This window comes from Krasilnikovia sp. MM14-A1259 (assembly GCF_047159535.1).
Taxonomy (GTDB): Bacteria; Actinomycetota; Actinomycetes; order Mycobacteriales; family Micromonosporaceae; genus Actinoplanes.
Genome location: NZ_BAAGAJ010000002.1, coordinates 6,526,544 through 6,539,248, shown reverse-complemented (window position 1 = coordinate 6,539,248; position 12,705 = coordinate 6,526,544). Strand labels below are relative to the sequence as shown.

Annotated in this window: 15 protein-coding genes; 7 read left to right on the top strand and 8 right to left on the bottom strand. The window is 71.0% G+C overall.

The genetic code is table 11. From position 1 onward, the window contains the following. The first annotated feature begins 54 nt into the window (after positions 1–54). The gene (locus ACMCNK_RS29745) at positions 55–612 is read left to right on the top strand and encodes a Uma2 family endonuclease (protein WP_412741034.1); all 558 of its coding nucleotides are present in this window, start codon (positions 55–57) and stop codon (positions 610–612) included. 15 nt (positions 613–627) lie between these two features. On the opposite strand, the gene ACMCNK_RS29740 is transcribed toward ACMCNK_RS29745, so the two are convergent. Continuing rightward, the gene (locus ACMCNK_RS29740) at positions 628–1,074 is read right to left on the bottom strand and encodes a DUF5130 family protein (protein WP_412739648.1); all 447 of its coding nucleotides are present in this window, start codon (positions 1,072–1,074) and stop codon (positions 628–630) included. Further along, entirely contained in the window at positions 1,061–1,351 is a 291-nt protein-coding gene (locus ACMCNK_RS29735; protein ID WP_412739647.1) for a hypothetical protein, read from the bottom strand. The genes ACMCNK_RS29740 and ACMCNK_RS29735 overlap by 14 nt, the downstream gene beginning before the upstream one ends. A gap of 190 nt (positions 1,352–1,541) precedes the next feature. Between ACMCNK_RS29735 and ACMCNK_RS29730 the strand changes: the two genes are divergently transcribed. Next, positions 1,542–2,051 carry a hypothetical protein gene (locus tag ACMCNK_RS29730; protein ID WP_412739646.1) on the top strand — a complete coding sequence of 170 codons (510 nt, stop codon included), beginning with the start codon at positions 1,542–1,544 and terminating at the stop codon, positions 2,049–2,051. 10 nt (positions 2,052–2,061) lie between these two features. Further along, positions 2,062–2,724: a class F sortase gene (locus ACMCNK_RS29725; protein WP_412739645.1), complete on the top strand. Its 663-nt coding sequence runs from the start codon at positions 2,062–2,064 to the stop codon at positions 2,722–2,724. 24 nt (positions 2,725–2,748) lie between these two features. Here the strand turns inward: ACMCNK_RS29725 and ACMCNK_RS29720 are convergent, their stop codons facing one another. Continuing rightward, positions 2,749–3,291: an HNH endonuclease gene (locus ACMCNK_RS29720; protein ID WP_412739644.1), complete on the bottom strand. Its 543-nt coding sequence runs from the start codon at positions 3,289–3,291 to the stop codon at positions 2,749–2,751. 238 nt (positions 3,292–3,529) lie between these two features. Between ACMCNK_RS29720 and ACMCNK_RS29715 the strand changes: the two genes are divergently transcribed. From ACMCNK_RS29715 to ACMCNK_RS29700, 4 genes are all read left to right on the top strand, one after another. Next, positions 3,530–4,588: a mechanosensitive ion channel domain-containing protein gene (locus ACMCNK_RS29715; RefSeq protein ID WP_412739643.1), complete on the top strand. Its 1,059-nt coding sequence runs from the start codon at positions 3,530–3,532 to the stop codon at positions 4,586–4,588. 271 nt (positions 4,589–4,859) lie between these two features. Beyond that, positions 4,860–6,380, top strand: a complete 1,521-nt coding sequence (locus ACMCNK_RS29710) for an MFS transporter (protein ID WP_412739642.1) — start codon at positions 4,860–4,862, stop codon at positions 6,378–6,380. Further along, positions 6,377–6,850: a globin gene (locus ACMCNK_RS29705; RefSeq protein WP_412739641.1), complete on the top strand. Its 474-nt coding sequence runs from the start codon at positions 6,377–6,379 to the stop codon at positions 6,848–6,850. Before ACMCNK_RS29710 ends, ACMCNK_RS29705 begins: the two co-directional genes overlap by 4 nt. Positions 6,851–6,943: 93 nt before the next feature. Continuing rightward, positions 6,944–8,218, top strand: coding sequence for a delta-60 repeat domain-containing protein (locus ACMCNK_RS29700; protein ID WP_412739640.1), 1,275 nt, complete (start codon positions 6,944–6,946; stop codon positions 8,216–8,218). 111 nt (positions 8,219–8,329) lie between these two features. Here ACMCNK_RS29700 and ACMCNK_RS29695 read toward each other — a convergent pair whose 3' ends face one another. The 5 genes from ACMCNK_RS29695 to ACMCNK_RS29675 form a co-directional block, all read right to left on the bottom strand. Continuing rightward, positions 8,330–8,911 carry a YbjN domain-containing protein gene (locus ACMCNK_RS29695; RefSeq protein ID WP_412739639.1) on the bottom strand — a complete coding sequence of 194 codons (582 nt, stop codon included), beginning with the start codon at positions 8,909–8,911 and terminating at the stop codon, positions 8,330–8,332. Between the two features lie 128 nt (positions 8,912–9,039). Next, positions 9,040–9,699 (bottom strand): hypothetical protein, encoded by a 660-nt coding sequence (locus ACMCNK_RS29690; protein ID WP_412741033.1) that lies wholly within the window; start codon positions 9,697–9,699, stop codon positions 9,040–9,042. Between the two features lie 162 nt (positions 9,700–9,861). Then, positions 9,862–10,275 (bottom strand): acyl-CoA thioesterase, encoded by a 414-nt coding sequence (locus ACMCNK_RS29685; RefSeq protein WP_412739638.1) that lies wholly within the window; start codon positions 10,273–10,275, stop codon positions 9,862–9,864. Then, on the bottom strand, positions 10,268–11,944 hold the full coding sequence (gene ettA / locus ACMCNK_RS29680) for an energy-dependent translational throttle protein EttA (RefSeq protein WP_412739637.1): 1,677 nt from the start codon (positions 11,942–11,944) through the stop codon (positions 10,268–10,270). Before ettA ends, ACMCNK_RS29685 begins: the two co-directional genes overlap by 8 nt. Positions 11,945–12,095: 151 nt before the next feature. Continuing rightward, a complete protein-coding gene (locus tag ACMCNK_RS29675; RefSeq protein WP_412739636.1) occupies positions 12,096–12,608 on the bottom strand; it encodes a hypothetical protein in 513 nt (170 codons plus the stop codon). Positions 12,609–12,705: the final 97 nt, after the last annotated feature.

The following is a 12,705-nucleotide window of genomic DNA, read 5'->3' as shown; positions in this document are numbered from 1 at the left end:
CACCCTGCGTGAGTACGCTGACACTCCGCGGTATGGGAGGTGGTCGGCTTGATCATGGGTCAAGGCTCGCTGACACGCTGGACTGCGCCGGCCGGCGCATGGACCCGGCCCGACCTGCATCTGTTCCCGCAGGACGGGCACCGGTACGAGATCGTGGACGGCAGCCTGCACGTCACGCCCCCGCTGGACGCCACGCACGAGGCGGCGGTCGGGGCCCTCGTGACGACGCTGCGGAGCGCGGCGCCGCCCGGCTGGTGGGTGTGCGCCCGGCAGGGCGTCCAGATCGGCGACAGCAGCCTGATCCCCGACGTGACCGTGCTGCGCCCCCACTCCTCGGGGGCGAGCTGGTCCGCCCCGGCCGACGCCGCGCTCGTGGTGGAGGTCGAGTCGCCGCCGTCGCGCCGCTACGACCGCCTGCTCAAACCAGACCTGTACGCCGACGCGGCCATCCCCCGGTACTGGCGGCTGGAGCTGGAGCAGGACATCGTGGCCCTGCACGTGTACGTGCTGGGTTCCGGCGGTTACACGCTGGAACGCACCGTCGAGGGGGCCGAACCGGCCGTGCTCGACTTGCCGTTCCCGGTGCGGGTCACGCCGTCGGCCTGGGTCTGACCCCGGCCGCCCGGGTCAGCGGCGCCCGGCGTGGGAGGCGAGCTGGTCGAGACCGGAGATGATGCCCCCGGCCAGGTCGCCGCCGCCGAAGGACGCCACCATCGACAGCGCCGCCAGTTTGGCGTCCCGGTCGGAGATGCGCTTACGCGCCTCCGGCCCGGTGACGATCTCCAGCACTCGCTGGTTCGGCGACAACGCGACCAGCACCGCGGTGGCGTTGCGCTCCAGCTGGGAGTGCAGCTTCTCGGCGGCCGCACGCACCGGCTCGTCCAGCTCACCGATGTAGACGCTGAACGTCAGGCCGGTCTGCTGATCGGCGACGCGCAGTGCCTCGTCGAGGCGCAGCAGCTGCCGCGTCGTGAACGGGCCGTCGAGCGCCGCGGCTCCCTCGGCGGGCGTGATCCCGGGCGTGTCGCCGACGGGCTCGTCGATGGTGGCAACCTGCGCCTCACCAACTGTCACTTGCGCCTCCTACGGGACCGGGCAGCACGCGCTCGCCCTGGGAGTTCTCCAGTACGCCCGAGGTCAGCGCCCGCTGCTCCCCGTGGTGGTCGAGCGCAGGGCCCACCTGCTCGGGCGCGGCGAGGAACCAGATCGGCTGGAAGTCGTACGGCCGGCCGGGGCGGTAGCGCCGGGAATGGCGACCACGGTCGCTGCCGGCGAACGTCAGCCCGAAGACGATCCCGATGATCGAGAGTGGGATGACCGCATAGACCAGAACGGTGCTTGTAATCGACAACCTCAACGCCCCCAGGCGCCCGCGTGCCCAATGATCCGAACGCCATCACGGTAGCGGAGCGCAGGTCGTCCCGGACGTTCGGGTCTCGACCTGGTGTCTCACGCCGTAGGGATCTACGCGGATCGGGGCCTCCGATGCGAAAATCACCCTCACGCGCCGTTCCTGCCTCCGACGGCAGTGAGGGGGAGTCATGCACAGGTACGTCCCCACCGTCACGGTTGTCCCATGGGGGCTCGGGATACTCACCGCCGGGTCACTCGCCTGGGGGGTCCTGACCGCGGCCCCCGCGCTCGCCCAGGGTGTTTTCGTCGAGACGAATCCCAGCACGACCCGCGCCGGCGACGAGATCGCGGTGCGCGCCAGCTGCACGGACAACCTCCAGGCCGCGGCGGTGACATCGGACGCGTTCGGGCAGGTCACGGCGGCACCGAACTACGGCTTCCTGACCGCCACCGTCCAGGTGCCGCCCACGACCCGCCCCGGCCCGTACGAGGTGCACCTGGCCTGCCCGGACGGCAAGAAGGCGACCAGCACCCTGCACGTGGTGACGAAGGTGGAACCGAGTCACGGCCCGGCGACCGGCGCGGGCGGCACCGCCGCCGACCGGGGGGCGCCGCTGCTCATCGGCGGCGGCACCGTCGCCATCGCGGCCGGTTCGATCCTCGCCGCCGCGGCCTGGCGCCGCCGGCGGGTGGGCTGAGGGGTACGCGGTGCCCGGCGTACGGCCGGTGCCACCGCCCCCGCCCGTGCGGGGCCGCCGCCGCTTCCCGACCGCGGCCGTGGCGTGCGCGCTGGTGTTCGTGGGCCTGTTCTGCGTCGCGGCCGGGTTCGGCACGACCACCCGGTTCGACCTGCGTGACCTGTTCCGCGGGCCGGACAAGCCACCGCCGCGGGCGTTCCCGGTACTGGAGCCGAGCCCGCCCGTCCGGCTCGTCATCCCCGCGATCAAGGTGCGCGCGCCGATCCTCGAGGTGGGCCTGGCCGCGGACGGATCCGTCGACGTGCCGCCGCTGCCCCAGCACCGCGAGGCGGGCTGGTTCCGCGACGGCCCGACACCGGGCCAGTTCGGGCCTGCGCTGATCGTCGGACACGCCGACACCCGGACCGGGCCGTCGGTGTTCCACGATCTCGACCGGATGCGGCCGGGCCAGCGGATCGAGGTGCTGCGCCGGGACCGCCGCGTCGCGGTGTTCGAGGTCAATTCGGTCGAGCACTACGCCAAGGCGCACCTGCCGGTCAACCGGGTGTACGGCGACTACAGCCGCCCCCAGCTACGGCTCGTGACGTGTGGTGGCCGGTGGCTCGGCACCGCCCGGGGGTACTCCGACAACGTGATCGTCTTCGCCTCGCTGGTCGCCACCCGCCAGGTCTGACGCGGGGCGGCCGCGCCCCGGGTCTCAGGCGGCCTCGGCGTCCACCGGGGCGGGCAGGTCGAGCCAGTCGGCCCAGCGCGGGTCCGGGGTGCGGTGACCCAGCACCCGCCAGGCGACCCCGCGCGGGGCGGCCGGCGGCGAGTGCAGCCGCCAGCCCAGCTCGGCCGGGGTCTTGTCGCCTTTGCTGTGGTTGCACTTGGCGCACGCGGCCACGACGTTGTCCCAGGCGTGCAGACCGCCGCGGCTGCGTGGGAAGACGTGATCGATCGTCTCGGCGGAACCCCGGCAGTACGCACACCGGCCGCCGTCGCGGGCGAAGATGGCCCGCCGGGACAGCCCCACATGGGTCCGGTACGGCACCTTCACATACCGGGTGAGACGGACCACGGACGGCACCGGCAGCGTCTGGTGGGCGCTGTGCAGCAGGCCGTCACCGTCGGAAACGCACTCGGCCTTGGCGGTCAGCACGAGAATGGTCGCTCGACGCACCGATACGACGCACAGCGGCTCGTAGGTAGCGTTCAACACCAACGCGGAAGAGCCCACTGCGGGTCGTATGTCAGGCATCGCGATCACCCTTCCGGAGGCAGGTGCTGTAACGGCTCCCATGGCTTGACGTGCGGGCGTGGTCGGGCGGTCACCGGCGGTGCACAAGGCCCGGATCTCCGGTGTCCGTGCGCCAATAGTCCCTGATGAATGACGGAATTGCGAGCACAATCTGTGGCCTGCTCATGAACGTCCGAGTACGGGGGTGAAAGATGTCCGGTTCAAGGTCCCTCGCCCGGGGCAGGTACGGTTCAGACCCGTGTTGTTCCTTGCGCCCTCTCCGACGCCCACGCCCGACATCGAGATAAGCACGCCGACGATCGACGACTGCAAGAACGACTGGTTATGCCAGAAGGTCCTCGACGTGACCCACAACAGGGGTCTGGCACTCAGCAGCTACGTCGCCATTGTCAAGCCGCTCCGGATCCTCGCGATCATCCTGGTCGCCTTGCTGGTCCGCTGGCTGCTGCATCGGATGATCAAGCGCCTGACCGCCACCAGCTCCCAGGCTTCGATGCCCGCGATGCTCAAGCCGTTGCGCGAGCGCGTGAAGGACACCCCCGACGGGCAGTTCGTCCCGGAGCGGCGACGGCAGCGGGCCGAGGCCATCGGCTCGGTGCTGCGCAGTCTCGTCACCGCGGTGGTCTTCAGCATGGCCGCGCTGCTGGTCATCGGCGAGCTCGGCTTCAACCTGGGCCCGCTGCTGGCCAGCGCCGGGATCATCGGCGTCGCCGTGGGCTTCGGTGCGCAGAGCCTGGTCAAGGACCTCATCGCCGGCCTGTTCATGCTGCTGGAGGACCAGTACGGCGTAGGCGACTCGGTCGACCTGGGCGACGCCACCGGCGTGGTGGAGACGGTCGGCCTGCGCGTGACGACCGTCCGCGACGCCCGCGGCGTGCTCTGGTACGTGCGCAACGGCGAGATCGTCCGGGTGGGCAACAAGAGTCAGGGCTGGGCGATGGTGGTCATCGACCTGCCGATCGGTTTCGTCAGCTCCGAGCAGGCCGGTGCCGTGCTGCGTACGGCGGCGCTCGACCTTGCGCAGGACCCGCAGCACGCCACGGAGTTCCTGGAGCCGCCGGAGGTGGTCGGCGTGGAACAGCTCACCGTGGACGGTGCGGTGGTCCGGACGATCGCCAAGACCACGGCGGACGGGCAGGCCGCCGTCCAGCGGGAGCTGCGCCGCCGGCTGGTGGACGCGCTGGAGGAGTCCGGGCTCGCCCAGCAGATCGCCGCGTCCCGCCTGGCGCCGCGGGCGGCCGTACCGCAGCCGTACGCCGCGCCGGAATCTGACACTCGCCCGGGCGGAGCGACCTGACCTGGGCGGATCCCCCATCGGTGGATGCCTGGATCGGCCGAAAGGTCGCTGATCCACCCGTACGCCCTAGCCATGAGTCGGACGATCGGGCAGAATCCGCAGAAGCATCTGCACATGCACCGTCACGTTCCGCGCAGTGCTCAATGGGCTGATGGGCTCACCCGGCGGCATAGCGGTCTCCGGGCGCAGGGGCCGACCACGCGCAGCCCGCCGCGGACGTGCCCGACCGCCGCCGCGATCCGACGGCCGTCCGCGAACGATGGGGGGCCCGGTGTCCGACGACACACCTGCCGCGCCGTCGGCACACCCCGCCGACGCGGTGAGCCCGGAGCGCCAGGTCACGTTCCGTGACGTGTTCGCCGTCCGGGAGTACCGCGCCATGTATTCGGCGCTGCTGGTGAACTGGATCGGCGACTACCTGGCCCGGGCCGCGATCACGGTCCTGGTGTACCAGCGCACCGAGTCGGTGATGTTGTCCGCGGCGTCGTTCGCGATCGGCTACCTGCCGTGGATCGCCGGCGGGCCCCTGCTCGCGGCGCTCGCGGAGCGGTATCCGTACCGGCGGGTCATGGTGATCTGCGACCTGTCGCGGATGGCGCTGATGGCGCTGGTGGCGGTGCCGCAGATTCCCGTCCCGGCGTTGCTGGTGGTGGTCTTCCTCGCGATGCTGGCAGGTCCGCCCACCCAGGCGGCCCGCTCGGCGCTGCTGCCGCTGCTGCTGGGCCGCGACCGGATGGTGGTGGCGCTGGCGGTCAACACCACGACCGCGCAGGCGGCGCAGGTGTTCGGCTACTTCGTCGGTGCGACCGTCGCCGCCGCGGTCAATCCGCGGCTCGCGATCGCGATGGCCACGGTCGGGTTCGGGCTGTCGGCGGCACTGCTGCTCAGCGGTGTCCGGGCCCGGCCGGCCGCCGTCAGCCCGGCCCAGCGCGCCCCCCTGCTGCGCGAGACCGGCGAGGGCTTCAAGATCGTCTTCGGTACGCCGGTGCTCGCCGCGATCGGCGCGCTGGCCGTGACGCTGACCATCTTCGCGATCGTGCCCGAGGGGCTGGCGGCGGCGTGGGCGGCGCAGGGCAATCCGGATCCGGCCACCCGGGGGCTGCACCAGGGCATGATCATGGCGGCCGGGCCGGTCGGGTGGGTCATCGGCGGCGTACTGATCAGCCGGTTCGTTCGGCCGAGCGTCCGGCAGCGGCTGATCCGGCCGCTGGCGGTCGCCGCGCCGATGGCCCTGGTCCCCGCGCTCGCCGCTCCCCCGGCGCAGGTGGTGGCGCTGCTGACGCTGCTGTCCGGGATCGCGCAGGGCGGCCTGCTGCCCACGCTCAACGCGATGTTCGTGCTGGCCCTGCCGCACGGGTTCCGGGCCCGGGCGTTCGCGGTCATCCAGGGCAGCATGCAGCTGGCCCAGGGTGGCGCGGTGCTGGCCACCGGCCTGCTGGCAGAGCACGCCGCGGTGCCGACGGTCGTCGGGCTGTGGAGTGTCGGCGGCACGCTGCTGATGGCCGCGCTCGCGGCCCGGTGGCCACGAACCGCACGCTTCGAGGCCGCCATCGCGGCAGCCGCGGAGTCGGCCCCCGCGCCGCCGGCGGCCGCCCCACAAGCAACCGCACCCTCGCAGGCCACGCCGCCGATGACCGCGCCGCCGGTGGCCGCGCCGCAGACAGCGACGTCACAGACCGCTGGGCCGCCGAAGGTTGCGCCGCAGAACGCCGGCCCACAGACGCACCCGGCGCCGGGCCGCCCCACCACGCCCGGCGCCCCGCGGGCGGCGGCTGGCACACTGGACGGGTGAGCGCAGCCAACCCTCAGCCGAACTCCCTGCCGGTGACCCCGGCGCCCGGAACGGATCCGGCACCCGCCACGCCCGAGGAGGCGAGCTTCTTCGTCGCCGTGGGCGGTGAGCCGACGTTCCGCCGGCTGGTGGCCGCGTTCTACGCGGGCGTGGCCGATGATCCGCTGCTGCGCCCGATGTATCCGGAGGAGGATCTCGGCCCGGCCGCCGACCGGCTGGCGCTGTTCCTCATGCAGTACTGGGGCGGCCCGAACACGTACTCGGCGCAGCGGGGGCATCCGCGGCTGCGGATGCGGCACGCGCCGTTCCGGGTGGGGCCCGCGGAGCGCGACGCCTGGCTGCGACACATGCGGGAGGCGGTGGACTCGCTCGGGCTGCCGGAGCCGCACCACTCCGCGCTGTGGGAGTACATGGAGCGAGCGGCGTATTTCATGGTGAACACCATGGATTCGGAAGAAATACCGCAATAAACGCATCCTGGCGCGGGTCCGGCTCGTTGAGCATGTGTCCAACCGTGTCGCGCCGTAGTCCGGCGCCCGCGGACCCGAGCCCAGGAGCCGCCCATGCGTCGCCGCCTGCTAGCCGCCGTTCTGCCTTTGCTCCTTCTGCCCCAGCTGGTCCTGCTCGGTGTCGGCAGCCCGGCGGTCGCGGACATCGCCCAGCCTGCGGTCGTCTCCGCCGATCCGGTCGACTACACGCCGCACGTGCTGGACGGGACCGTGTGGACCGTTGCGGTCGTCGGTGACATCGTCGTGGTCGGCGGCGCCTTCACCAAGGTGACGGACAGCACCGGAAAGCTGACGTTCAATCGGCGAAACATCTTCGCGTACGGGCTGCGCACCGGCGCGATCACGGCGTTCGCCCCGGAGGTCGACGGCGCGGTGTACGCGCTGGCCGCGGGCCCCACCAACACGGTCTACGTCGGCGGGGTCTTCAAGACCGTGAACCGGGTCGCCCAGCGCGGCCTGGCCCGGCTTTCGCTGCTCAACAGCGCGCGGATCGTCTCGTTCACCGCGAGGATCAACTGGGGTGACGTGCGGGCGATGGCGATCTCCGGCAGCCGCCTCTACGTCGGCGGCACGTTCTCCGCGATCAACGGAAAGACACGGGTGGGCCTGGCCCGGCTCAGCATCGCGAACGGCGGGGTGGACCTCGGCTTCGACCCGAAGTTGTCCGCGCCCGGGATCGACCGTACCCGGGTCGAGCATTTCGACATCTCCCCGGACGGCACCAAGCTCATCGCGGTGGGCGCACTGTTGCGGGCGAACGGCCTGGACCGGACACAGATCGTCATGTACGACGTATCCGGCGCGTCCGCCGTGGTCACCGGCTGGTACACCAACGTGTACAAGCAGCCGTGCATGGCTGGTTTCGACACCTACCTGCGTCAGGTGAAGTTCTCCCCCGACGGCCAGTACTTCGTCGTGGTGGCCACGGGACGGGCGGCCTCGCCGAGCTCGATGTGCGACTCCGCGGCCCGCTTCGACGTGGCCGGCGACGGCGCGCACGACCCGACCTGGGTGCAGCGCACCGGCGGGGACTCGCTGTACGCGGTGGCGGTCACCGGCCCGGCGGTGTACGTCGGCGGGCATCAGCGCTACCTGGACAACCCGAACGGGACGGACAGCTCCGGTCCCGGCCCGGGTGCGGTGTCCCGGCCGGGCATCGGCGCGCTGGACCCGGCCACCGGCAGGGCGCTGCCGTGGAATCCGACACGGTCGCGGGGGGTCGGCGTCCGGGTGTTCGTGGCCGTGCCGAGCGGGCTGATCGTGGGCTCGGACACGACCATGCTCGGCCGCGAATATCACGGCCGGATCGGAATGTTCCCGCTGGCCTGACGTCCAGTGACGGCGAAGGGGGCCCGACCGGGCCCCCTTCGGCACGTTTCGAAGCGATCGCCGGGGCAGGGTCACGCTGAGCTGCTGCGGAAGCGGACTCAGCGGCGGGTGCTACAGCAGCGCGCCCTCGTCGTGCAGCCAGTCGACGAAGGAGGTCGCCACCGCGGCACCACAGTCGAGCATTTCGACCAGCAGGGCGTCGTGCGCACCGGAGTTGAGCGGCACCTGCAGCTCGGCGTAGATCGGTAGCTGGCCCCGCTCGGTCGGGTCACCGACGTACGCCTTGCAGAAGCGCCGGGTGTGGTTCCACTCGTTGACCACGCGATAGGCGCGGTCGGCCCAATCGGGCGGGACGGTGGTGTGCGGGCGAGCACGCATCACGAGAATCTCGTCGTCAGGCCCCTCGAGCGTGAACAGCACCGCGTGCCGTTCCCACATCGCCAGCAGGCTCCCGCCGCCGTCAGCGAGAAACCGGATGTCGAGCAGATCGAGGGCCTTGCCGATCCGCGCCAGCGTGACCGGCGCGATCTGGTCGGGTTGATCGATCGTGGACAGATCGGTCGGGGAACCGGACTTTCCGGGCTCCCGCTGCGCCGGAACCCCGACGCGGACGTTGCTCTGCAACGCCACCTCTCCGCCGGTCTGCGGCCGGCCGCCCCCGGTCGATCCGGGACGCCATGACCACCACGGCATCGTTGTACACCTCACTCCCCAGAGGCCCTCGCCGGACGTAGCGGTGGACCCGGAGGCAGACGGTACCCGTACAGGTCCCGGAGGTCATCCCCCCAACGAGAGGGCGAAGCCGGTTGGCCGAGGCTCCATCACCCGAACGGGTGAGTCGCTATAGGCGTAACGGCCAGATCTTGGACCGGCTGTAGCCACGCAACTCCATATGGTGCGGAAAGTCCCACCCAGCGTCCCGCCATGCACACCCTTGTATCCGGAGCGTCCACATCGGCCGGTCCCAGGAACCCCATCCGGGACACCGCCTGAACGAGCCGTTGCGGCACGTCGACCCGTCCGCCGTCCGGCAGCATCACCACCAGCGCCACGTGATCCAGCAGGGCGTCGCGCACCGCCCGCTGGCCGACCGCCCGGTCACCGAGCGCACCGGCCGTGACAGCGCGCAGCGTGCCGGCGGCGGCCGCCGCCAGCCGGGCCAGTTCGGCCGCCGCGACCGCCTCGACCGGGCGCACCGCCGAGGGCGGCAACGGCCAACGCCACGCCGCGTCCCGGCGCGACGGCAGCGCCGCATCCCCGCGGGCCAACGCGTCCAGCAGGTCGGCCGCGGACACCGTGGCGTCCACCGGGCCCGTCCCCGCCACCTCGCGGGTGACCAGCACCCCCCACGGCAGCCGGGCCCACAACGCGGTACGGCCTTCCCCGCCCCGCAGGCGCACCGGGGCGCCCGGGTCGAGCCGCGTCAGCCGCGCCAGGTACGCCCCGGCGTCCTTGACGCCGGTCAGACCGTGTCCCGTCATGACCGACTGCACCGAGCGCAGCGAGGGCCAGGAGGGCATGACTCAACCAGCACCGTCATGACCGACTGCACCGAGCGCAGCGAGGGCCAGGAGGGCATGACTCAACCAGCACCCTCATGACCGACTGCACCGAGCGCAGCGAGGGCATGACAGCCAGCACCGTCATGACACCAGGTACGGGGTCAGGAACTGGCGTTCCGGCATGGTGAGCCGGCGCGGATGGCCGTTGGCCAGGTCGTACGGCACGCAGACCGACTTCGCCCGGCTGGCCAGCACGTCCGCGTCGAACAGCTCGTACGAGACCGTGAACGAGGCCGCCCGCAGCTGCGAGACCCACATCTCGACGCGCACCGGCTCGCCGTAGTCCACCGGGCGCAGGTAGTCGATCTCGTGCCGGGCGATGACGATGCCGTCCTCGAAGGAGGTCAGCCCCATCGCCTTGGCGCCGACGAAGAACATCGCGACGCGCGCCTCCTCGTAGAGCGTGAGGAAGCGCGCGTTGTTGACGTGGCCGTACGCGTCCAGGTCGGACCAGCGCACGGCCGCGTCGTACACGAAACGGTGTGGATCAGTCACGCGTCAGCTTGCGGTAGGTGACCCGGTGTGGCCGAGCCGCCTCGGCGCCCAGCCGGTCGATCTTGTTCTTCTCGTACGCCTCGAAGTTGCCCTCGAACCAGAACCACTTGTCCGGGTCCTCCTCGGTGCCTTCCCACGCGAGCATGTGGGTGGCCACCCGGTCGAGGAACATCCGGTCGTGGGAGATGACCACGGCGCAGCCGGGGAACTCCAGCAGCGCGTTCTCCAGGCTGGACAGCGTCTCCACGTCGAGGTCGTTGGTCGGCTCGTCGAGCAGGATCACGTTGCCGCCGATCTTCAGCGTCAGCGCGAGGTTGAGCCGGTTGCGCTCGCCGCCGGAGAGAACCTTGACCGGCTTCTGCTGGTCCGGGCCCTTGAAGCCGAACGCGGCCACGTACGCCCGCGACGGCATCTCCACCTTGCCGACCATGAGGTGATCCAGGCCGTCGGAGACGACCTCCCACACGGTCTGGTCGCCGCCGAGGCCGGCGCGGTTCTGGTCGACGTACGAAAGCTGGACGGTCTCGCCGACCCGGACCGTGCCGGTGTCCGGCTGCTCGAGGCCGACGATCGTCTTGAACAGCGTGGTCTTGCCGACGCCGTTGGGGCCGATGATGCCGACGATGCCGTTGCGCGGCAGCGAGAACGACAGGTTGTCGATCAGCACCCGCTCGTCGAAGCCCTTGACCAGGTCCTTGACCTCGATGACGGTGTTGCCCAGGCGCGGGCCCGGCGGGATCTGGATCTCCTCGAAGTCCAGCTTGCGGGTCTTCTCCGCCTCGGTGGCCATCTCCTCGTAGCGCTCCAGGCGAGCCTTGCTCTTGGTCTGGCGCGCCTTGGCGTTACTGCGCACCCACTCCAGTTCCTCGGATAGGCGCCGCTTGAGCTTGGCGTCCTTGCGCCCCTCGACCGCCAGGCGGGCCGCCTTCTTGTCCAGGTACGTCGAGTAGTTGCCCTCGTACGGGTACGCCCGGCCGCGGTCCAGCTCCAGGATCCAGTTGGCCACGTTGTCCAGGAAGTACCGGTCGTGGGTGATCGCGATGACCGTGCCCGCGTACTTGGCGAGGTGCTGCTCCAGCCACTGCACGCTCTCGGCGTCCAGGTGGTTGGTGGGCTCGTCGAGCAGCAGCAGGTCGGGGGCCTCCAGCAGCAGCTTGCACAGGGCGACGCGGCGACGCTCGCCACCGGAGAGCTGGCTGACGTCGGCGTCCGGCGGCGGGCAGCGCAGCGCGTCCATCGCGAGTTCGAGCTGGGAGTCGACGTCCCACGCGTCCGCGTGGTCCAGCTCCTCCTGGAGCTTGCCCATCTCCTCCATCAGCTCGTCGGAGTAGTCCGTGGCCATCTGCTCGGCGATCTTGTTGAACCGCTCCAGCTTGGCCTTGGTCTCCGCGACCGCCTCCTCGATGTTGCCGAGGACGGTCTTGGCGTCGTTGAGCTTCGGTTCCTGAGCCAGCATGCCGACCGTGAAGCCGGGCATCAGCCGGGCCTCGCCGTTGCTCGGCATGTCCAGGCCCGCCATGATCTTCAGCAGGCTGGACTTACCGGCCCCGTTCGGGCCGACCACACCGATCTTGGCGCCCGGCAGGAAGTTCAGCGTCACGTTGTCGAGCACGACCTTGTCGCCGTGCGCCTTGCGCGCCTTCTCCAGGACGTAAATGAACTGGGCCACGGTGCGCCCTACCTCCGTGATCGTGAAATGCGGAGCCGGATGCAGCTACGCGGTCTGGCCGCGGACCGGCCGAGGTCGGGGGACAATCTTTCCACCCCGCCGAACCGGCTCCCACGTCAACCCCGGCGAGACGCCCTGGATTCCCCGCCGATCACCCGGCCGCGGCCATCTGGATCTCCACCCGCCCGTCCTTGTGACGGATCAGCAAGCGCTGCGCGGTCACCGTGAACACCGTGCCGTCCTGCGACTTGACCTTGTACTCGTCCCCGTCCTGCTGCACCCCCTCCAGGAACAGCGCGGTCTCCCCCTCGATCCACTTGGCCGCCTCGCCGCCGCGGTTGGCGTGGTAGAACAGCTGGCCCGCTTCGTCGCGGCAGATCCAGATCGCGGAGGTTTGCGTACGCAACAGCAGCGCGATGTGCAGAGTGCCCCGCGCGCCGTGGCTCGGGGCCACGGCCTGGGTCTCCTCCCGGCAGTCCTGGACGCTCGCCGACGGCACCGGCTGCGGCCCGTTCTGTGCCTGATTGTCGGTTGTTCCTCGCCGCTGCCAGGACGCCAGCGCCAGGCCCCCCGAGACCCCGATGATGATCAGGAAGACGGTGGCGAGAACCACAGGCAGCAGTAACGGCCTGCGTGCCGGGGAATGATCGTCGGACAGTTCCACCTGACAAGGATGGCACCCGATCGCCATCCCACGGCAAGCCCCACCCCGCTACGCACAGTAGGCTCGGCATAGGGGAAGAAACGACCCGGAGGTGCAC